The 22,624-nt window shown below is 47.2% G+C and carries 12 protein-coding genes; 6 read left to right on the forward strand and 6 right to left on the reverse strand.

Going from position 1 to position 22,624, the window contains the following annotated elements:
* Positions 1-66 precede the first annotated feature (66 nt).
* The 3 genes from AC58QT_RS12765 to AC58QT_RS12775 are packed head-to-tail and all read right to left on the reverse strand — an operon-like array spanning position 67 to position 6,758.
* Entirely contained in the window at positions 67-2,949 is a 2,883-nt protein-coding gene (locus AC58QT_RS12765; RefSeq protein WP_497409295.1) for a golvesin C-terminal-like domain-containing protein, read from the reverse strand.
* 25 nt (positions 2,950-2,974) lie between these two features.
* Complete coding sequence (locus tag AC58QT_RS12770) at positions 2,975-5,875, reverse strand: sugar-binding protein (protein ID WP_497409296.1); 2,901 nt, start codon at positions 5,873-5,875, stop codon at positions 2,975-2,977.
* A gap of 28 nt (positions 5,876-5,903) precedes the next feature.
* Positions 5,904-6,758, reverse strand: a complete 855-nt coding sequence (locus tag AC58QT_RS12775; protein WP_497409297.1) for a hypothetical protein — start codon at positions 6,756-6,758, stop codon at positions 5,904-5,906.
* 218 nt (positions 6,759-6,976) lie between these two features.
* Here AC58QT_RS12775 and AC58QT_RS12780 point away from each other — a divergent pair, with 218 nt between their 5' ends.
* The 6 genes from AC58QT_RS12780 to AC58QT_RS12805 all read left to right on the forward strand — a co-directional run bounded on the left by AC58QT_RS12780 (position 6,977) and on the right by AC58QT_RS12805 (position 16,689).
* Complete coding sequence (locus AC58QT_RS12780) at positions 6,977-7,774, forward strand: AraC family transcriptional regulator (protein WP_310501357.1); 798 nt, start codon at positions 6,977-6,979, stop codon at positions 7,772-7,774.
* Between the two features lie 139 nt (positions 7,775-7,913).
* Positions 7,914-9,857 carry an alpha-glucuronidase gene (locus tag AC58QT_RS12785; protein WP_497409298.1) on the forward strand — a complete coding sequence of 648 codons (1,944 nt, stop codon included), beginning with the start codon at positions 7,914-7,916 and terminating at the stop codon, positions 9,855-9,857.
* A gap of 12 nt (positions 9,858-9,869) precedes the next feature.
* Positions 9,870-10,799, forward strand: coding sequence for an ABC transporter permease (locus AC58QT_RS12790; protein WP_497409299.1), 930 nt, complete (start codon positions 9,870-9,872; stop codon positions 10,797-10,799).
* Between the two features lie 11 nt (positions 10,800-10,810).
* The gene (locus AC58QT_RS12795; RefSeq protein WP_497409300.1) at positions 10,811-11,680 is read left to right on the forward strand and encodes a carbohydrate ABC transporter permease; all 870 of its coding nucleotides are present in this window, start codon (positions 10,811-10,813) and stop codon (positions 11,678-11,680) included.
* A gap of 73 nt (positions 11,681-11,753) precedes the next feature.
* On the forward strand, positions 11,754-13,466 hold the full coding sequence (locus AC58QT_RS12800) for a type 2 periplasmic-binding domain-containing protein (protein ID WP_497409301.1): 1,713 nt from the start codon (positions 11,754-11,756) through the stop codon (positions 13,464-13,466).
* A 70-nt stretch (positions 13,467-13,536) separates the two neighbouring features.
* A complete protein-coding gene (locus AC58QT_RS12805; RefSeq protein WP_497409302.1) occupies positions 13,537-16,689 on the forward strand; it encodes a glycoside hydrolase family 2 TIM barrel-domain containing protein in 3,153 nt (1,050 codons plus the stop codon).
* Between the two features lie 72 nt (positions 16,690-16,761).
* Here AC58QT_RS12805 and AC58QT_RS12810 read toward each other — a convergent pair whose 3' ends face one another.
* From AC58QT_RS12810 to AC58QT_RS12820, 3 genes are read right to left on the reverse strand one after another with little or no spacing between them, the layout of a single operon-like run.
* The gene (locus AC58QT_RS12810; protein ID WP_497409303.1) at positions 16,762-18,102 is read right to left on the reverse strand and encodes an alpha-amylase family protein; all 1,341 of its coding nucleotides are present in this window, start codon (positions 18,100-18,102) and stop codon (positions 16,762-16,764) included.
* 32 nt (positions 18,103-18,134) lie between these two features.
* Positions 18,135-21,200, reverse strand: a complete 3,066-nt coding sequence (locus tag AC58QT_RS12815; RefSeq protein WP_497409304.1) for a fibronectin type III domain-containing protein — start codon at positions 21,198-21,200, stop codon at positions 18,135-18,137.
* Positions 21,201-21,236: 36 nt separating this feature from the next.
* Positions 21,237-22,592: a sulfatase family protein gene (locus AC58QT_RS12820; protein WP_497409305.1), complete on the reverse strand. Its 1,356-nt coding sequence runs from the start codon at positions 22,590-22,592 to the stop codon at positions 21,237-21,239.
* Positions 22,593-22,624 lie beyond the last annotated feature (32 nt).

Consider the following 22,624-nt stretch of genomic DNA (forward strand, 5'->3'; position numbering starts at 1 on the left):
TTTAGCGAATCCGAACTAACGCGAAGGAGCCCTGCGACCGTTTTGAGACAGCCGACCTCTTTTCATTTACGGAAGCGTCGCTTCTTCCGCCAAAGCCGCCGTATCGTTCGTGTTATCCCACATGTAAGCTTTGAGGTAGTGACCACTTACAGAAGCAGGTGTAGTTAACGTTGTAGTAAATGTTTTGTTATCGTATTTGTTCACAACGGCTTCTTGAATCGTGTAAGACACGAGTCCCGTTGGTGAATATAAGGCGAGAATTAATGTCGCGCTAATCTGCTTCTCAGAGGAGTTTATCACTCTAGACGAAGCCGTAATGGCACTGTTCGCTGAGATCGATGTTATCGTCTGACCCGCTGTATTCGTAAATGTTGGCACATCTACCGTCAATCTTGGTCCAACAATAACTTCAGCTGCATTACTCACTAGCGTATTGCCGCCAAACGTAAAGTTCGCGTGGAATTGCGTTGCACCGCTCGCATTACCGGTGATTATTCCACTGCTTAAACCGGCAATCGACGGATTATCCACAGTGTACGTAAGCGCAGCGCCATCTGCGACGAGATCCAACGATTGCCCCAGGTTATCCATTCCTGTGACTGTGTACGTGGTAGTTTCCGCTAAACGCAGTTGCAGCTTTTTCGTCGTCAACTGGACACTCACGATATCATCTAAGCCAAACGTGCTCTCATAGACGAATTTCAGGGCATCCGCTGCCACTTCGCCGTTGCCCGTATCATTCAATTGCACGTAGCCTGTTGTGCCTGCGCTGAAGCGATGAATACCGAGGGGAACCCAAGCGCCGCCTTTTACGCGTTGATCGACCGAGTACGCTTTGGAGCCGCCGGCTCCGCTGACCGTATAGCTTGCATTACCAGCCCGCGAAGTCGTTCCGTCCGGCAGGAAGTAGTACACCGTATAATATCCAGTAGTCGGGATCGTCGGTGTCCATTTGACCGTACTCGATCCTGAACCTGCTGCGATACGATGGTAATCGTTATTATAAGCATTACCACCCGTAGCCGCCGTCCAGCTTCCTGTTCGAACAGCTTGCGCATTATCAACCGTTACGGCCACCTTCGTTGTTGCGGATACGGTAGCGCTAGCTACAGAAGCATTCCAGTTTCTATCTTTCGCCTTAATATAGAAACTGTAGGCCGTTCCCGGTGTCAAACCTGTCACTGTAGCCGTATTAGCAGCGATGACCGAAGTCAGTACCTGATTGTTTGCTGCATTATAAATGTCGGCATCCAATGGCACACCACTTTCAACGGATGTCCAGGACAAGGATACCGTCGTATCGCTTTTGCCAGTAACGGTTACTACTGTTGGAGCGCTCGGCGCCACCACATCTGTGATTGTACTTGTTGGATGTTCGAAAGCCCCAATATCTGGTAATCCTGTGTAAATCGGATTGTTCCAGAAATCGCGAACTCCGTGATCTGCGACCACTCTTCCCGCACCGATGAGCGGGGAACTGGCATTCAATTTATACCCATCCACCGTCGTCATGCCATCTGCACCTGTCCCTGGATTCACGAAACCAGGGTTTCCAACGAGATTGCTTAGACCTTGAGCAGGCGCAGGCTGACCATAGAACGCATTATTGATAAACCTTGGCAATGCCGCATACGTCTCCGTGGACCCTGTGACATAGAAAATATTGTTAATGAACGTAGCATTAGCACTGTTTTTCATTTGAAAGCCAATTCCAAGGCTGTTATAGAAGACGTTATTGTAGAAAATGGTAGGGTCCGCACTGTTGATCGTGAAGCTATGCCAGCCATTTCGCTTATCATTCTGGCTGATGTTATAACGAAGGATGTTCCGCCCATTTTTCAACTGGTTCATATCCATGAAGAATCCGCCTTCATTCTCATGGCTATAATTATATTGGAAAATATGATCACCCTGCGCTTGAATGTCCGTGTCGAAAGCCGTTGAATCGGAATCATTTTTAATCTCCGCATTCACTCTTCCCACTTCATTAAACTGCACGAGCGCTTGATTCGTTCGCCATACCCAGATGCCAGCAATCCATTTAATACCAGGCGCATAGGCTCCCACATCCAAGGTGACATTATGCTCGATGAGTGGATTGTTGGTTACCGCGATAATAATGCCATCCGCACCGTTATTCATAATCGTATTGTTTCGCACCGTGATATTCCTATTAAAATACGTCGTATCACTGGAGTGCCCCGCCATGTTAATCCCGATCGTAACCAGATCATGGATGTAGTTATTCTCAATCGTTAGCCCATCGTAATAAGCCTTCGGCTGAGTAGGTTCCCACTCCCAACCATCGATTTGAATACCGGCGTTGGAATTTTTGTTCACCCCTTTATCCTTGCCATCTGTCGTCGTCGTTGTCGTCTCGCCGGTCAAATTCATGCCCGTCACATCATGGATATCCATGTTGCGGATCGTGATGCCCCGCATTGGACCGTTATGAAAAGCTTTAATCCATATCCCGTTCCGGCGATAGAAGCCGGTCAAGTAATCGTCAGGATCGGCCGCTTTAAAGTTCGTTAACTCCAGATCCTGCAACGTAAAATACTGAATATTCTCCAATTCAATCGCAGCATAAGCGGCGTTGCCATTGATGATGGGTTTGACTTCCCCGCCGTATTTACCCACAATAATGGGATTTCCCGAAGCACCCGAGTTTCTAAGCTTTAGCGAGCCTGTGTACGACGTGCCCGATTTGAACAAAATTTGATCACCAGGCAAATAGTTGGTCTTCGCGTTAACTTTAGTTAACGTTCTCCAAGCCGTTGTCGTACTTGTGCCGTTATTACTGTCGTTTCCATTCACAGCATCGACGTAATACGCCGTATTGTCAGCATAAGCATGTTCCCCTGGTGCGACTGCCACCCATACTGTCATCAGCACGGCAGCTGAAAGCATAATCGAAAATATCCGCCCTACGATCCCTTTAAGCTTCATGGTTTCCCTCCTTATGAACTGCCGATTAGTTAATAACAACCGTCGTCACTCGCGGAATGCGTACGCCGTCTCCGCCAACCTTTACCGTGTAGGTGCCAGGGGAAGCTTCAAGTACGCTTAGGTTGTGACTAAACGTGAAGTTTCCGGAGGCATTGCTTAGCGTTTGTTCAAAGTACACCGTGCCGCCTGCCGCATTTTTGACCGTCAATGTCATTAAGCGCGAATTCACTTGGGTCGTTTGCCCCGTAACTGTAAGGAGGTTCGAGCTATTGTTATAGCTGGCGGATAAACTCATTTCTGCTGTTGGTGCAGCAGCCTGTTCAAATGTAACTGTTCCGAATTGTCCTCTTGCCCGCTTGGCTGATTCGCCATTGGTCGTCCAACCCCATTGTCCACGACTCGCATAGCTGCCATCACTGAGCGCCGCGTTCAGAAGAAGCGCTTTCCCTTCCCAGGGATTCGTGATGCCAAGCGCATAAAGCGGTATGGCTGCTTCCATGGTATATCCTCTGCCATCGGCATCTCTCACGATTTCCATGAAAACGAGCGGTTTCGAATTAGCTCCTTGCGTATTCATATACCACTGGTAACCATTCTCAATACCGCTGCCTAGAACAAGTTGACGATCGCTAGGCAGCATCGTTCCAACTGCTTCCGGATGTTGCGTGAAATCCATATCCTCATCACCAAGGAAGAGTTCTAGCGCATCACCGTTCCAAATGCCTGTTCCAGTTCGGGTATTGTTCATCGGGGTCGGATCTTTGATTTTCGCTCCGAGGTAAAGCTTTTTATCATCATATTTCAGAAAAACATCTGCCCGATGTTGATCGCCGTTGTTATCCGTCAATCCTTGGATGCGTATCAACTCGCTGCCCGCCCATTCGCCGCTCGGATTGCCGTTTGCATCGGCCGACACGACACCATCCAGCGTGATTTCGGAAGCTGTCTTTTTGATCGTAACGTCGTAATCCGCCGGGACTACAGGGATTTCTGCGCCATAACCGAAGGCAAGCTTCGTCATGTAAGGGAAACCGTTCGCAATATTGCCGGCCAATCTGACCCTGACATACTTCACTCCATTGGGCAAATAATTGGCATGCAAGGTGTCGGGAATACTATTATTGGCTGAGGACCCGAAGGCAGGATGCTTATAAATGCCAGACAAGTTATACAGCGTGAAATCTGTGCCGTTCGTCGAAGTCCAGAGCTCAAAGGCAGGCGTACTCGGTAGATTGGCGAAATAGTAGCCCTCGAGATAGGCAGATTTGAAATCTTTACCGGATGGCGCTGCAAAAGTCATAGCTGTTGTAGCTACTGTTGGGCTAATTCGTTTTACATAAGACGTCGTATTGAACGTGCGAATCAGCGTAGACGTTGTCAACGGTACCACTTGTAAATTGCTCGTATCAACGCCGCTCACATACTTCGAGAAATCGACCATCGTATCTTCCACATAGCCGTCAATGCGAGCGAACGTTGAAAGTGAACCTTCAAAAGCCACTTGATCGACCTTGAAATCTGTCGCCGTTCCACTGTTAAATGCGGCTGTCGGCATTTTTACACGAAGGAACTTGGTGCCAGCCGTAATCGGTGATGCAGCGACATACGTGGCTTTCACATTTTGAACGTCGGACATGAGCTCAGGATGAAGCTTGCGTACCAGCGTCACTTTATTACCTTCCACGATTGTTCCTGTCTGGCTGTCGTAGCTCGCTTCATAGACGGATAAATCATCTAGTGGCGTAAAATTCATTGTCCATTTGTTATACGTCACATCAATGCCGAACGATTTGAAATCTTGCGCACCTGAATAATAAGTGAAATTGCCGGCAATTCCTGATACACTTCCACTGCTTAAGGTAACACCGCTCTGGCTGTACACGAGGTTAAGCTGATTGAGTGTATCGGTCACACGTCCTGTAGCATCAAAGGTAAGGACATTGCCTGGATAACGAATATAGACAGCTGGGCTCAGTACAGGTGTACCCGTGAGCGTGCCTGCTGATGCAACCGGCGTTACTTCAAAGAACAGATAACGGTTCACATCAGCTGCCCCAGCCGTATAGGAAAGCGAGGTAGCGCCACTGATCACAGATTTACCCGTGCCGTCTGCGTTCGTCCCCCGATACCATTTGAACGTAGATGTGCCTTGCGGATTCGATTCAGCATCCCCATACGTATAACTGCCCGTTAATACTTGGCCGCTTAGCGTTGTGCCGTTCACCGTCACGCCGGATGCTGTTGGCGCTTGATTAGGCGGATCTGCGACAAATTTGCTCACCAAAATATTGTCCAACTGAATCGTGCCCGATTGATAGCGATAGGAAGAGAACGTATAATCCGTCACTGCAGTCGCTGCTTTATACAGCGCAACATTCGTTGCGGACGACATCGGCAAGCCGTCGATGGACACGCTGTATTGTTTCGTTGTCATATTCACGTCAACATGAATGTTGTACCATTCATTAGCTACGATACCTGAGAGTACGGTCGATTTTAAATTACTGCCATACCTGCGCGCAATCGTGCTTCCATTGAACAGCAGCTCCAGCACTTTATCGCCTGCGGCATCCTTGAGTAAAAGGAAGTAGCCTTCAAAGCTTGAGCCCGTCTGCTTCGTCATGACCTGCATATCGATCGAGAAATCCGTCGTAATTGGCGACGCAAACGTATACGTCGCCGTATTGGCCACGGAATTATTCGTTTCTGTCGTCGACAAATAGCCATTGCCAGCCGTATCTTGTGCAACAGAAACGAGATTAGCACCTGTCGTCGCTGTCCACCCTGCCGGTACTTGCCCGACTGTTGTACTCTCGAAGTCCTCTGACAACACATTGACTATCGCCGCATCTGCTTTAGGGATAACGAAAGGACAAATGCTGAATAGAAGCGTAACAATAAGAAGCATGGTTATTCTTTTCCTCATTTACGCACCTCATTTTTTAAGATAAATTTCAAGACTCTCCCCGCAGCACCTTTTCTGCCACGGACTTCAGCATGGAATCATTCACAACTACTTGTGCCTGATTGGCTTGATCCTTTACGAATTGTTCAAACATAAGATCACTTAAATGGGCAGCTATGCGATCTTTCACTTCAGTGAGCGGAATTATCGCGTCGCTATCGTTCGTGCTAGATGGCTTAGATGGGGATGATTTCGTATCCGTTGACGGTTGAGTATTTGGAAAAATATTCACCCTGTTCACATCTGCTCGCCTGAAATCATTCCTATGCTCCTCATAGAAGGCTGAAATGTCTTGATCGCTAATCGCTGTTTCACTCGCTTTTTTCTTTTTTAAGTCCTCAAGTAATTGAGTCTGTCGCATCTCATGAAATACTTTCTCTGTAATTTGCATTGGGCCATACACGGGTCTACCGCCCTCTACTTCCTTCTTTCTGCGCTCATTTTCGATCCGCAGCTCTTCCAGAAAAGTGGAATAGCTCGTATCTTTCAGCAGCCCGTATTGTACACCTAACGCTTGCTGAACCTTGCGTTTTACCAGTTGCTTTAGCACAGTCTGCGTTATTTTTTCCATGGGAATTTCGCCATTGTACGAATGATTCCAAAATTCCTTACTGTCTTCCGCTCCATACTTATCTTGAAAATACGCATAAGTTTTGGAGCGCTCAGCACCAAGCAAGGCGGAAAATTCTCTTGCTTCAACGGCTTCACCATTCACGGAGGCAACTTGAGCAGCATCCGAATATGGACGCTCACTGCGCATCATAAACCCTGACAATGTGCTTGCCAGAATAAGAATGAAACACCCTAAGCCGAATGCCAACATGCTGTTCCTCACTTTTTTCATCTACAAATGTCACCCCCTTTTTGATGAAAACGATTACAATACTATCTCATCCTAACAGTCTCCAATCTGCTCCTGCTATAGGGTTACATGACATGACTATCGAAATTGTCACCTTTTTAAGCTAGTATCTTACGTTTCACCTACATTTTTAATTGACAGTGGTTGAACTATAGTTATAGGGTATAAATTAAAGACATGGCTTTGGGAGGGCGATCACATTGTCCGTAGAAATCAACGACTTCTTAGTACCTGATATCGGTTACTTAATATATAGAAAGTGCACACCAACCTGGGAAATTGCCAAAAATGAAATCTCATTTTGTGACATCACTTATGTCATAGAAGGAAGGGGTATCTATACGATTAATGGCATACAATACGAGGTGAAACGCGGTGATCTTCTTTGCATTCCACGTGGAAGTATTCGTATGGCCCACTGCATTGTCGATGACCTTATGAACGTGTACTCCGCTAACTTCAACATCTATGACATGAACGGACAACAGGCCGACCTGCCTCTTCCTTTACTGACGCACATTGGGATTAAGAGTGACCTCGTCGGACTCTTTCGCGAGCTATCCAATGCCTGGGTACGTAAAGAAACCGGCTATCGGACCAAAACCAGAGGCCAGTTGCTCGTCATTATGCACCGATTGTATGAGTTGATTCTCTTTAAAAAAGACCCCACAAGATCCGACTATCGGGTGAAAAAGGCAATCAATTATATATCCGAAAACTACGCAAGCAATGTGACTGTCAAAGAGCTAGCTAATCTGGCAGGACTCAATACGGTATACTTTGGGGCACTATTTAAAAATGAAACGGGCATGCTGGTCAATCAATATTTGACACAAACAAGAATTAATCATGCAGAGGACATGCTGCAAAATGGCGAATGCAACGTAACCGAAGCTGCCGAGCGTTGCGGATATAGTGATCTGTCCCACTTTCGGAAGCAATTTAAGTTAATCAAAGGCTATTCGCCATCACAATGTCTCAGACATCAACCAGACTAGCATTCGCTAGTCTATTTTTTTTGCAAATAATATCTTTAATTAGGCCTAGTTAACTATAGTCAGACTATTGTTGAAAGGATTCGTTCAATGCTAAATTCTTAATTAAGAAAACGCTTTAATTAACTAATAGAGGTGCTTCATGGATCACACACAACGAAAATATTCCGAATACAAGGCTTGGTTGCAGCCGAAATCCAGTCTAACACCTAAAGCTTTGCAAATCCGAGCAGACTTCGATTTAGATTTTATCCATCAAGAATGTCGTCTAGGGCTAAATCGCTTATGGGGGGAAATTCAAGAAAGTGCTGCGTACACGCTTCAATTAAAAATTGACGATGGAGCGCATGAGGCGTATTCTCTCACCCCACTGGCTAATGGATTTGAAATCGCAGGCGGCAGTAAGAGGGGTCTCTTATATGGTGTGTATCGCTTCCTTAACCGTCTTGCCACTGGAGAAAGCATTGACCAGATTCATGAACGCTCCGCCCCCCAAGTGGACTATCGCATTATTAATCATTGGGACAACATGGATGGCCACATTGAACGCGGATATGCCGGTCATTCTTTCTTTTTCGCTCATAATCAATTTGACTACGATGCCGAACGAATTACGGACTATGCCCGGCTCATGGCTTCTATCGGAATAAACGGAATTTGCATTAACAATGTGAACGTGAACAAAGTAAGCGCTGGTTTAATTGCTGAACCGCTGCTTTCTGACTTGGCTGATCTAGCTGCCCTGTTCCGACCTTTTGGTATTCGGTTATTGGTGTCTGTACATTTTGACGCACCGATGATCGTTGGCGGGCTTACAACCTCTGATCCGCTGGATGCGGGAGTAAAGGAATTTTGGAGGGCGCAATCTGCGGTTGTGTACGATAAAATCCCTGACTTTTTAGGTTATGTGGTAAAAGCGGACTCCGAATTTAGGGGTGGCCCGGAGGCTTTCGGACGAACGCAAGCAGACGGTGCCAATACGATTGCCGCAGCGGTTGCGCCATTTGGTGGATTAGTCTTTTGGCGCTGCTTTGTGTATAACTGCCAGCAGGACTGGCGAGATGCGCAAACCGATCGCCCTATGGCGGCATACAAGCACTTTCAGCCACTGGATGGCGCTTTTGATCAGAACGTCATTCTTCAAATTAAAAATGGCCCTGTCGATTTTCAAACAAGAGAGCCCGTATCTCCTCTTTTTTCAAGTCTTACCAACACTCGCGAGGCTATTGAGTTTCAAATTGCACAGGAGTACACAGGCCAGCAAATCGATCTGTTCAGCCTAGCTGTTCAGTGGGAAGAAATTTTGACAACGGAAGTTAACAAAGGGAAGCAGCTGAAAAGCTTGTTTGGTCATGAAATCACAGCTGTGACAGCGGTTACAAACACAGGCAATAACATGAACTGGACAGGGAACACCCTTGCACAGTGCAATCTGTACGCTTTTGGGAGAATAGCGTGGAATCCTGATCTTACTGCGAAAGAGCTGATTCGTGAATGGATTCGGATTACGTTTGAAACCGATGAGCACGGAAGCCAAACGATCGAGGAGATGCTGCTGCAATCACGAGACATTTACGAGAACTACACAGCCCCTCTTGGTATTGGGTTTATGGTAAATCCAAATAATCACTACGGGCCTAATGTAGATGGCTATGAGTTTTCACATTGGGGAACGTATCACAGAGCAGACTTTGAGGCCATTGGCGTCGATCGTACGTCCAAAGGAACGGGATTTACAACGCAGTATCCAGAGTCTCTGCAAAACATGTATGACCATATAGCAACTTGTCCAGAGGAACTATTACTATTTTTCCATCGCGTTCGGTACGACTACCAAATGAAGGACGGACGAACATTACTTCAATATATATATGACAGTCACTTTGAGGGTGCTCAGCAAGCGGAAGTCTTATTACAAGCCTGGGAGACGCTGGAGAACCGCGTTCCACAGGAAGCCTTTTACTCGGTGAAAGAGCTGCTTAAACGTCAACTTCGCAATGCTCGTGAGTGGCGAGATCAAGTGAATACGTATTTCTATCGCAAATCAGGCATTGACGATGAAAAGGGAAGACAAATTTATAGGTAAGGCGGTGTAGATATGGTAATTACAAGTAAAAGTCAATCGTTCAAGTATATGAAACGTTACTGGATACTTTATGCGATGTTGATACTTCCGATGGCTTTCTTTATCGTGTTCCGTTACATCCCCATGGGTTACATTCAAATTGCCTTCAAAAATTATAGCATCGTAAAAAGCCCGTCAGAGATGGCGTGGGCAGGCAACAATGGGTTTGAATATTTTATTAAAGCCTTTTCTAATCGCGACTTTCTTTATTCACTTCGAAACACTATCGGTCTTAACTTTCTAGACTTACTGTTCGGCTTCCCTGCACCAATTATTCTCGCCATTCTCTTAAATGAACTCGCTTTTAAACGTTTTAAGCGGTTCACCCAAACAATCGTGTACATGCCGCACTTTTTATCATGGATTATCATTTCCGGTATGTCACTCCAGCTTCTTGCGCCGACTACAGGGCTTGTCAACATCCTGCTTAATAAGATTGGCATTGCATCCATTCCGTTTCTGAATGAACCCGGTTATTGGGTCGTCACCTACATTTTGTTGGGCATATGGCAAAGCTGCGGTTGGAATACCATCATCTATTTGGCAGCTATTACTGGGATCAATCCCGAACTGTACGAGGCCTCATCAGTGGATGGCGCAAGCCGGTTACGCAATATTTGGCACATTACGCTGCCAGGACTTCGCCCTACGATCATTGTTATGCTGATTCTAAGCCTTGGGCGCATTTTAGGCAGTGATTTTGACAGACCTTACGCACTTAGCAATAAACTTGTCACCGAAGTTTCTAACGTTATATCCATCTTTGTCTATAACAACGGTATTCGTGGCTTGCAATTTTCTCTCACCACTGCCGTTGGTCTATTCCAATCTGTCGTGTGCGTCATCTTTTTGTTTGCAGCCAACGCTCTGGCCAAAAAATTTGGCGACCGTGGCATCTGGTAGGAGGCAGTAACATGATTAAATCAAAAGGTACTAGAGTCGGGGACTGGATAATTGCTTTTATTTGCTTCTTGTGTATTTTAGTCTGTCTCCTGCCGTTGTTAAATATCTTGGCACGATCCTTAAGTTCGGCGAATTCCTTGGTGAAAAATGAAGTTTTACTTCTGCCTGTAGGACTGAATTTTGATGCTTACGTAACGGTACTTGGCGATTCCAAATACACATGGGCGTTGTTGTTTACAGCCATTCTAACCGTGGTGTCCACGCTCTGGTCGATGTTTATGACGATACTGTGTGCGTACCCGCTCACCTATGACAATCTGAAAGGGAAAAAGATTATCATCGCACTCGTGATCTTTACCATGTACTTTAGTGCAGGTACAATCCCTTTCTACTTACTTTTAAAAGAGCTGCACTTGCTCAATAATCCGTTGGTACTGATTCTGCCCAACTGCATTAGTGTATTTAATGTCATCATCATGCGCAGCTTCTTCTTTGGGATTCCAGAGAGCCTTAGGGAATCTGCCGAGATCGATGGCGCAGGACCCCTTAGGGTACTCATCAGCATCTATTTACCGCTATCTACCCCTGTGCTAGCAACACTGGCTCTATTCTATGCCGTAGGCCGCTGGAACGGGTTCTCGGATGCCCTGATGTTTATGTCTAATCGGACCTACTTCCCCATACAATTGCTGCTTTACAACATTCTAAATAGTGTCAGCAGTATTGAGGTGGCTACGCAGGAAGGCTTTTCAAGCCCAGGCCTGTCTGAAACGATTAAATCAGCAACCGTTATGTTTGCAACCGTACCGATACTGCTTATTTATCCGTGGCTGCAGAGATACTTTATCTCCGGCGTCACGATCGGAGCGGTAAAAGGTTAATTTTAACGCAGGATAGGAATTGGCTACGTCAATTTTTATAAAGGAATCCAAATACAAATGAGGAGGAACAAAAATGAAATTTCCCAAAGCATTGTCCGTTCTAGCGGTTAGTACCATTTTTGCTGGCGTACTTTCAGGATGTACCACCAGCGACGAACCAACTCCATCAACTTCAGCGGCTCCATCAGCTTCAACGTCTGCATCTACTGCTCCTAACAGCAACGCTGCACTAGAAAAGTTAGGTCTCGATGCTAATCTCAAATTCAAGGATACGCGTAAAATTAAAGTAGAGATTTATGACCGTGGCAATCCCGGGGGAACCAAGCCAGAGAACAACGTCTATACCAAATATATCAAAGACGGCATGCTTCGTGACCACAACGTGGACGTTACTTTTGTCCCTGTTCCACGTTGGACAGAGGGTGAAGCCATTAACAATCTTTTGGCTGGGAATCAAGCGCCGGACATCAGTCTCACCTACTCTTATCCAACGATCCAAACATACGCGAATATGGGTGGTGTCCTTGACCTTGGCCCCCTTCTCAAAGATAACAAAGACCTTCTGCCAGACATGTGGAAGTATTTAACCGAAGCCAATATATATTGGGACAAAGATCCTAGCAAAGGAACCTTGTGGGCCATCGAATCTCGTTTGAACACCCTGAACCGCACGAATACCTTTGTGCGCGAGGATTGGTTAAAAAAGCTCAATCTTCAAGCGCCAAAAACGTTAACAGAATTTGAAAGCATGCTAAAAGCATTTAAAGACAATGCTTCCACGCTTTTAGGAAAAGATGCTGCTAAAATGATTCCTTTTTCAACGAGCTTTGACGTCGGCTGGCGTACAGATCATTTGACTGCGGCCTACGTGCCCAATAGTATAACGGACAAGGACGTGTACACACACGACTTTGACGATCGACGTTTCCTCTATCCGAATTACAAAGAAGGCATAAAAACGGTGAACAAGTGGTACAACCAAGGTCTGGTTTGGAAAGATTTCGCACTGTATCCTGCCGGAGATAAAACCGAAGATAATCTCATGAAAGCCGGCTATGTGGGTGCATTTATGCACAACTGGGATTACCCTTATCGTAACGGCGCCGACAGCATTCAGTCAGGCCTTCAGAAGCTTGTTGGCCCGGATGCAGCCTATGTTGCTGTTGAACCTTTTGCCAATGATGCTGGTGTTTATAAGAAATTTTTATCAGGTCCTGTTGACCGTAAAATCTTCTTCCCAGCAACAAACAAAGAACCCATTGCTTCTTTACTCTACTTGAATTGGATTTCTAAACTTGATAATCGCGTATTCCTGCAATTTGGAGAAGAAGGCGTGACTCGCCAAACGTTGCCTGACGGTTCCGTGAAGACCCTTGCAGTAACTGGCGAGAAAATTATGAACTCTCCAGCCAACATCGACTACACAATTACAAGCAATGGTCTTGACCTTGGCGATCCTGCTAAGACAGTCAAGTCAATTGCTAACGGATATGCGGGTATTGACGCCAAATATATTGAGACAGCGAATCAAATTACAACGCATGACGGACGAGTAGGCAAAAATGCCAATGTGGGTGCGATCAAGGCAGAAGACGGGCAAGGTCAAGCACTGAAAGAGAAACGTGATACACTCTTGAACAAAGCTGTTGTAGCACCTGTGGATAAATTTGACGCTGTCTATGACGCAGGCATGAAGGATTACCTAAATTCAGGCGGTCAAGCGATTATCGACGAGCGGACAGCTGCATGGGAGAAAGCTTTCGGAAAAGAAACAAAACTGAAATAGCATTCTAAAGATTGAAGCCAGAGGCTTGCGTATGCAAGCCTCTAGGCTGTTATGGAGGCATCGAATTCGTATGAAGCTACTAAATGATGGTTGGCAGTTTGCAAAAGGGGAACTCAAGGAGTTTGTACCCGTCAGCGTTCCTCACGATTGGTTAATTGCTGATACCAACAATTTGTACAAAGATGACATCGGCTGGTACAAGCGTGAGCTAGACGCAAGTAACGTAAAAGACGGACAGCGTCTGTTTATCCGTTTTGATGGCGTGTATATGGACAGTACCTTGTATGTAAACGACAAAGAGGTGGGTCAGTGGAAGTATGGGTACACCGCTTTTGAATTTGATCTGACAGATTATATTAGCAAAAACAGCATAAATACCATTTTGCTCAAGGTCGTTCATCAAGCGCCAAACTCCCGATGGTATACGGGGGCGGGTATCTACCGGGATGTATTTCTGATTGTAAAAAACGCCTGTCATTTCATATCTGACGGCATCTATATAACGACCCGTAAAGTGGACGGCAAGTGGAGTTACGAAGTAGATGCGGAAGTAGAAACCGCGGGAATGCCGTATCTCATTCGCCATACGCTAATTGAAAAGGATGACGAAATCGTCGAGTGGGACGTTGAGCATCCAAAGCTCTACACCTTGCGAAGCGAACTCTTGATTGACGGTGAGCTGGCAGATACCGTGGATACCCGCTTTGGCTTTCGGACGATCGCGTTTACGCCAGATCAGGGATTTTTCCTAAACGGCAGGCATGTCAAATTAAATGGCGTCTGCCTCCATCACGATCTCGGCGGATTGGGTGCGGCTGTTTACCCAGACGCCATTCGCAGGCAACTTGCAATATTCCGTAAAATGGGCGTCAATGCAATCCGTATATCCCACAACCCTCCCGCTAGCATTTTTAACGATATTGCCGATGAAATGGGCTTTCTTGTCATGAGCGAAATCTTCGACGTATGGAAGCGACCAAAAACGAAGCATGACTATGCGCGTTTCTTTGACGAATGGGCAGAAAAGGATGTGGCCTCTTGGATTCGCCGTGATCGCAACCATCCTTCAATTATCATGTGGAGCGTTGGCAACGAAGTATATGATACCCATGCCGATGCAGAGTCTGGAATAGCAACAATGACTTACCTCATGGACTTGGTGAAAAAACATGATCCTCATGTTCATGCGCCTGTTACCCTATGTTCCAACTACATGCCTTGGGAAAATACGCAAAAATGCGCAGACGTTATTAAATTAATAGGCTATAACTACGCTGAATCCTTATACGACAAGCATCATGCTGCGCATCCAGATTGGATCATCTATGGCAGTGAGACTTGTTCCACGGTGCAAAGCCGGGGCATTTACCATTTCCCACTGTCAAAATCAATTTTGGCTGATGATGACCTGCAATGTTCGGCTCTTGGCAACAGCGCCACAAGCTGGGGAGCCAAAAGCGTGGAATGGTGTATCCAAGCAGACGCAGACACACCTTTCTCACTAGGACAGTTCATTTGGGCAGGCCAGGACTACCTTGGCGAGCCAACACCTTACCACACCAAGAATACGTATCTTGGACATGTAGATACAGCTGGCTTTCCCAAAGATTCGTATTACTTGTTTAAAGCGGCATGGACCGACTATCGCGAAGAACCCTTTGTCCATGTGTATCCGTACTGGGATTTCTCAGAAGGTCAGCTCATCGACGTCAGAGTCTGCTCTAATGCTCCTCAAGTCGAATTGTTTGTCAATGAGGAGAGTCAAGGTATTGCGGCGCTGAATGACGGCAAAATTGTTGCGGATTGGCAAATTACCTATCGCACTGGAACACTTCGCGCCGTGGCTTATGATGAAAGTGGCAATTCGATTGCTACGCAGAGTAGATCATCTTTTGGTGATGCTGTAGAGTTGCAGCTAGAGAACGAAATCGTCGGCGAGCTTGTTTTTACAACGATTACAGCTTTGGATTCGCAAGGCAATCCCGTTGATAATGCCAACTGTCGTGTCCAGGTCTCCGTCCAGAACGGAACACTGCTTGCACTGGATAACGGTGATGCTACGGACTATGACCAGTACCAGACGAACTCGAGGCGACTCTTCAGTGGGAAACTATTGGCCATTGTACAACGGATTGATCATAGCGTGCCTGTCGTTCATGCACAATTCGTGCAGAATGAAGTGCCTATTCGCAAAATCGAATTGACCGTGGATGGTTATCAGGTAAAGGCAAACACTTTTCCAGCACATGCAACGTATAGCGACTTATACTGGCGGGTTACGGATGCTGCGGGTATTGATAGCCAATTAGCTACGATTGTGGTAGCTGCAGATGGGCAAAGCGCAACCATTAAGCCTAGAGGAGACGGCGAAGTGTATGTCCGTTGTTCCCCTAAGAACGGCGGCAATCATTTTGCTTTTATCTCGATGATTACACTGCAAATTGAAGGCTTAGGGAAGCCTTTTATGAATCCTTATGAGTTTGTATCTGGTGGACTGTACAATGAGAGTAACGTAGAGCTAACCAATGGCAACGAGCGTGGCGTAGCTACGTTAAGAGATGGCGAGAGTCATGTCGGTTTTCAAAACTTGGACTTTGGAGATTACGGGTCGGATGAGATTACGTTGCCTCTATTTCCTTTAAGTAAAGATCCTTTTACTTTTGAAATTTGGGAAGGGATGCCTTTAAAAGGTGGCGAGCTTCTCAGCACCATCCACTACGACAAGGGTTCCATTTGGAATACTTACCAAGATGTGGTCTGTAAACTCCCGCGTAGGCTGATCGGTGTGACCACCTTATGCCTGGTGTTTAGACAAAAGGTACACATCAAAGGCTTTATCTTTTCCCAGTATCAAAAAGCGTTCCAACAATTGAAGGCCACTGAAGCTACAACGGTGTATGGCGATTGCTTTACCGTTCGTGAGGATACGATTGAACAAATAGGGAATAACGTGTCTCTCGTGTATGAAAATATGGATTTCGGTGAATTAGGCGCAAGTCAGATTGAGATTTGCTGGCGTTCACACATCGCACAAAATTCGATACAGCTCGTGTTTACTGATGACCAACGTGAAATTAGACAAATGATTGAGGTGGCAAGCCGTGAGGATTACACCAGTGCCGTGTTCAATCTAGACGAATCGATTACCGGCACAAATAAGGTATCGCTCATTTTTCTTCCTGGCTGTAACATCGACATCGGCTGGCTTCAGTTTCTCAAATAAGCCTGGGAACACAACGAAGAGGATGCCCCGCAGCCACAGTTATGGCTTAGGGGGCATCCTCCTCTTTCTTAATTATTCATACCGCAAGAATAGCACGCCATCAGCCGGCAAAGTGACTTCCAAAATACCGTCTTTTATGGCAAACGGGACGTCATTCCAGATATTGGTTAAGCCGGTTCCATCCCTATGCCGCTCGGTCAATCCTAACCGAGTGATTGGAAGTCGTAACTCCTTGAATTTTTCCATACGGTTGAAAATCCCCAACCACCCTGCGCCGTTTAGATCTTTGTGCGGTGTCATCCAAATATCGATCCCGTTCTCCCGATAAATCAAACTGCCCATGATCCCATTCTGATTGCAGTCAATCATGTCCCGATTCGTAATCAACTCGAACGAAAACTCATCAGAGGTTGGCAGATCTCCCCCCATAAATAATGGGGATGTGGCCAGCGCCCGTATTGTGATAAAGGTGTATTTCTGATCCCGAGTCAAACCTGACATCCGCTCGAATCCTTTTCCGCTAAGCTCTTCATTTTCATCGTCAGCTTCTGCACCCCGGTTGTTGCGCGGATTCCATAATTGAAGATGTCCGAACGGAATCATATCTAAATCCAACCAAAATCCCGACACACGCACGCTGTCATATTTCTCCCAAGCTACGAATGCTTGCTCCAGATCATGCCGATTATCCCAGACGTCACGCGTCGTACGAACCAGATTAGCTCCTTGGTACACATCCATATTCTCCATAACCGTCTGTCCTCCCGGGGACAGGCTGAGCAGCATCGGTCTACCGCAACGTTCAATTGCAAGCAGCAACGCTTCGATTTCATGAGGATAACCTGTGATATCGTCAGCTTTGATAAAATCGACACACCATTCGGCAAACTGATCGACGACGGACTGATAGAACTCCTGCGCTCCCGGCTTCTTTGTATCGACGCCATAGTTATAGTGGCACCACTTGCACGTATCGGATGTATTGGCAATATCACGCGCTCGGTAAGAAGTACCCTTAATTGGCGTATTCAGTTCTACCGCCTTGCGGGAAATGCCCCTCATGAAATGAATGCCGAATTTAAGCCCCAGCTCATGCGTACGGTTAATAATCGACTGAAGTCCGTTTGGAAAATAGCAAGCGGACGGAATATATCTTCCGTATTCGTCCAATCGAGTGTCCATAGCGTGCTTGACGCGTGGATACATCTGCCCTGGTTCCAACTCGTATTCCGCAAACCATCCATTATCTACAACGAAATACTCGTAACCGAACGGCTTTAACCGCTGGGCCATCATTTCAAGATTTGGCAGCAAGGTCCGCTCAGATGCGGAGCAGCCGTAGCTGTCATAACTGTTCCAGCCCATAGGCGGGGCAGCCGTGCGCTGTGCCAATTTCTTATCGGAAAGAATCATCCTATATTCTCCTTCTATTGTCGATCTCTACATTACTGTGATACGACAACATCGTTAAAATAAGTCTTCTGGAACTCTACGTACAGACCAGGATAACCGCTAGTCAAACTGCTGTCTGTCCCGCTGGCAACCAAAGCGCCGTTCAGATAAGCGTTAATTGTACTGCCGTTGACTTCAAGTGTGAACGTATGATATACCCCGGTCGAAAGTGCTGATACCAAAGCTGAATCAAGGGTCGTATTCACACCGCTTACTCGTTTTCTAATGATGACATTATTGTTCGCCTTGTTGTAAAACAAGATATAGCTGTTGCTATTATCGATATATCTCGCCATCAATCCCACCTTGGAATTCGTTGAATCCCAAGCACTAACCTTAACCTTGGCTGAGACGGAATAATTCACCCACGTACTTGTACCCGCATAGGACCGGCTGGTAGCACTGCTGTCGGAATTATAGTAAGCCTTTGTACTGCCGTCCGTTACAACACTCCAGGTGCCTCCGTTCACTGACCAGCCATTTGCATTGCCATCCTCGAAATCATCACTCAGTAAAATTGTCAACGATGAGGTGGTTGCACTTGCTGTATTACTTGCTGAAGACAAATTGCCTGTCGGATCGAATGCTTTGACGGTGTAAGTATAGGTGGTTCCTGCCGCCAACCCCATATCGCTATAAGACGTATTTATTGTCGTACCGACTTCCGTACCGTTCCTATAAACCTTATAACCGGCTACGCCAACATTATCGGTGGATGCCGTCCAAGTTAAATTAATTTGGCTAGTCGATACAGCTGTTGCCGATAGACTCGCCGGTGTGCTTGGAGCTGTTGTATCAATCACTTTTCCAACGACAATCCCTTGCCCGAAGGTAGCCACATAAATATAGCCGTCTGGCGCTACGGAAATATCAAGCGGGAAGCCCCCGTTTGCTCGGTAATACGTATCTGAAATTTCGGTAAACGTCGTGCCTTGATTCGTCGACTTATATAAGCGACCAGCCCCACTCGCACCAGTAATGCTCGTGACGTACAGACCTCCACTCGCATCGAGAGTAATCGCTGCCGGGTCCGTTACAGACAAAGTAGTCTTGCTAATCTGTCCGCCTTCAACGGTTCCGGTATTGGCGTTATCGAGACGGTACAATCCATCATACGCTGAAACATAAATACGAGACGGTAACGATGGGTCTGCTGCGACAAAGCCTCTCATATCCTCAACCGTTGTGGCTGTTTTGGCCCAGATCTTCGTCCAAGTGACACCTGAATCGTTAGAGCGCCATACGCCCGTATGACGGTCATACAAATAGACCAGGCTTGATCCATTCACCCATGAAAGTGTAGCTGTCTTGGTCGTTTGTACACCCATCACGGAGGAAGGTGAAGCCACCTGCGTCCATGTACCTGATGCTTTCCGCCAGATGCCGCCCTCTTGCACAGCTGCTATAATGACCGGCGCTCCGCTAACACGGTTCACGGCAATGGCCAGCGGTCGCTTGCCCCCAGTCTGCGCAAGCAATCCTTGGGCTGTCCAGACATTCGAGGGATTGGTAGGATCGGGATTCGAGTAGATCTCACCGTCTGCGTTGGTTTGCTGGTCACCAATGGACGTGTAGACAACGGAAGGAGAGGTCGCTGTATCCAAGGCAATCGCCAGCCCATTGTCGACAGCCGCCTTATTCATATTCACATGACTCATTCGATCGGCGGAATAGACGAATGTCCAATCCGCATCGGTCGAGTAAACTCTTCCTGATCCATTCGGATCTGCAGCAATGGCCCGATTAAAGGTAACGTTCAGATTACGACTGTATGGATACCAATTAACTCCGCCATTGTCCGACTTCCATACCCCTTGCACCCCTGCTGTGTAAATCACATTGGTATGGCTCGGGTCGACGGCAAGTCCGGATACTTTGCTCCGCTTCGTCCCCAGCATGGTCATCACTTCGCTGCTATGCTGGCTTAACCACCAAGTCGATCCTCCTGCACCGCCAACATGATAATCGATATTACCTGATGTCGTGGTGACAGGCGTAAACGTAAGACCGCTGTCCGTTGATTTCAGTACACTTTGGTACATGGTGGTGTCGACAGTGTCCTGCGAGGGTTCCCAGACAGCCCCGATATAGATAACATCTTCCGTGGAGGCTCTGTACCCGTCGATCGCATGATAGACGGCTTCTCCGGCAGCGGACCAGCGCTGTACCCATGCCCCTGAAATCAACTTATAGAACGTCGCTGCGGTCCCAGCGTTGTTCGTCCCAACGGCGTACAGCGTGCTGCCAATAAATTTCAATTCCTCGATCCTTTGCGGAGTCGGATTGCTATCTCCGCTGGCTACCAGGCTCCAGGTCGGAGTCGTGCTCTTGGCATTCGTAGACTTATACACGCCTTCTCCATAAACTGCCACATAGAGGGTATTTACATTGGCAGGATCGAGCGTGACGCTTCGTATATATTTGCCTGAAAGTCCAATTGTTGTCCATGTCAGTCCATCGTCATTGGACCTCTTAACGCCTTGGTCGAAAGTCCCGGCATACACATACTGGGCTCCGGTCGTTTCATCCAGCGCAATTAAAGTTCCGGTGGATCGAGGATGCGGTACGGGGAGACTGCCTATATCTTTGTTGTTTCCGCCAGCAAACATGGGCGAGCTGGATCCCCCGCGCAAACTCCAGTTCTGCCCGCCGTCTGTCGAGACATACAAGGCTCCTTCCGGTAAGCTTCCGCTCTTGCCTACACCGATATACACCTTATTGGGAGTAACTTTTGAAAATACGATTGATGCAATAACCAGGTGTGATTTATTCGTCAAGCCAGCGTTGGAGGGACTCCATGTCGAACCTGAATCGGTAGAGCGCTGAATGCCTCCGGCATCTGCCCCAGCCAGCACCAAGCCGCTGCCGAAAGGATCGACAGCAATCACATTATGGAATCCCCCTCCATCATAACCACTGGGACCAAATGAATTGGCAGCATGAGCGGTTGCGACTCCAGCGATAAAAACCACCATCGCGCATAACACCCCGATCACCCAGCGAAACTGCTTTCTCCATGTGAAAGACATCATCTGCACTGAAAATACCCGATCATCCATCAGTTACTCCCCCAATATTCAATTTGAGTTACCCATTCAAATTTCTACTTCTTCGGACAACACCCGACGCTGACCGCTTCCTTTCGTAACCGCAGGTACAATCTCAGCTTCGTCTTCCCCAGCCTCAACCATCCTTGTAAGCAATCGCTTGCGCATCCGCTCCGCTACCGCACGATGCGACTCAAATCCGATCAAGTTGGTCAGCTCATACGGGTCTGATTCCAAATCATACAGAAACTCCTCGATGTAACTGTCTGATCCCGAGGCTTCCGTGCCATCTTGACCCGGCGCGCTGACTGCATACTTCCAACGCTGGGTACGAATTGCTCTCCCCAGCTGAACGCCGCTAATTTGAACATACAGGTCATCTGGCCACTTGATCTGCTCCCTGCGCAGCAGTGGCATCAGCGACCGCCCTTGCATGTTCTCGGGAACTTGAATCCCCGCCGCATCCAGCAACGTTGGCGGCAGATCAATCAGGCTTATCAGCTCCGGCAGTCGGCCACCTCGTTCAAAGCCTGGACCGCCAAGCGCCATGGGCACACGAATAGAGCTTTCGTGGCCTGACTGCTTATAGAGCGCATTTCTCGTTTTGAAGTGGCAAGCATGGTCAGAAGTGAACAGAACGATTGTGTTTTTGTGAATATTCAGACTCTTCAACACATCCAGGAGCCTTCCGAAGTTCTCATCCAGCCGTTTCACCATGCCGTAATAGCCTCCGAGATGCTGATGGGCGGTCCCTCCGAGCGCTGCCAAATCCGGGGGCACATACCGCGATTGAAAACGTTCGCGATAACCATCTGGCGCCACATAATCGTCGACTCGGTTTTGATGATGCGGCTCAAGGAACGAAAGGAATAGGAAGAAGGGATCATCCTGATGCTCATTGACGAATCGAATGGCCGCATCGGTCAAGGCGTCCACGCGGTAGCCTGGCAGCTTAACGCGTTGGTTCTCATTATCCCAAAGTATCGCGTTATAAGGCTCCGAGCTCAATTCCAGCGCATTCGCGCCTAGCCAGTACTGATATCCGCCACGTTTCGATGCAGGGACCGGATTCTCATCAGCCAAATGCCATTTGCCGATGTAACCGGTCTTATAGCCTGCATCGTTAAAATAATGAGCCATCGTTCTCACATCAGGGGGCAGCGGATTTTTGTTTCGATAACATCCAGTCTCTGTAGGATACAATCCAGTCTGCAAGGCAGAGCGGGCTGGCCCACATAATGGCTGGCAAGTGAAGGCATTTTCCAAGTGGGTGCCGCTTTGAGCGAATCGGTCTAAATTCGGCGTTAGCCCAAGCGGATTTCCGTGAATGCCTGTCGTATCCCAGCGCTGTTGATCTGTAAAAAACACGATGACATTCGGTTGATTATTAGGTTGCCGTTCCAATGGCCCACCTCCCTCTTCTTAACATCAATTCA

The sequence above is a fragment of the Paenibacillus sp. J31R109 genome (assembly GCF_059692055.1).

Excerpts from the sequence above, each read along its gene's own strand:
- AC58QT_RS12765 (WP_497409295.1), bottom strand. The coding sequence starts at position 2,949 with ATGAAGCTTAAAGGGATCGTAGGGCGGATATTTTCGATTATGCTTTCA.
- AC58QT_RS12770 (WP_497409296.1), bottom strand. The coding sequence starts at position 5,875 with ATGAGGAAAAGAATAACCATGCTTCTTATTGTTACGCTTCTATTCAGC.
- AC58QT_RS12775 (WP_497409297.1), bottom strand. The coding sequence starts at position 6,758 with ATGAAAAAAGTGAGGAACAGCATGTTGGCATTCGGCTTAGGGTGTTTC.
- AC58QT_RS12785 (WP_497409298.1), top strand. The coding sequence starts at position 7,914 with ATGGATCACACACAACGAAAATATTCCGAATACAAGGCTTGGTTGCAG.
- AC58QT_RS12790 (WP_497409299.1), top strand. The coding sequence starts at position 9,870 with ATGGTAATTACAAGTAAAAGTCAATCGTTCAAGTATATGAAACGTTAC.
- AC58QT_RS12795 (WP_497409300.1), top strand. The coding sequence starts at position 10,811 with ATGATTAAATCAAAAGGTACTAGAGTCGGGGACTGGATAATTGCTTTT.
- AC58QT_RS12800 (WP_497409301.1), top strand. The coding sequence starts at position 11,754 with ATGAAATTTCCCAAAGCATTGTCCGTTCTAGCGGTTAGTACCATTTTT.
- AC58QT_RS12805 (WP_497409302.1), top strand. The coding sequence starts at position 13,537 with ATGAAGCTACTAAATGATGGTTGGCAGTTTGCAAAAGGGGAACTCAAG.
- AC58QT_RS12810 (WP_497409303.1), bottom strand. The coding sequence starts at position 18,102 with ATGATTCTTTCCGATAAGAAATTGGCACAGCGCACGGCTGCCCCGCCT.
- AC58QT_RS12815 (WP_497409304.1), bottom strand. The coding sequence starts at position 21,200 with ATGGATGATCGGGTATTTTCAGTGCAGATGATGTCTTTCACATGGAGA.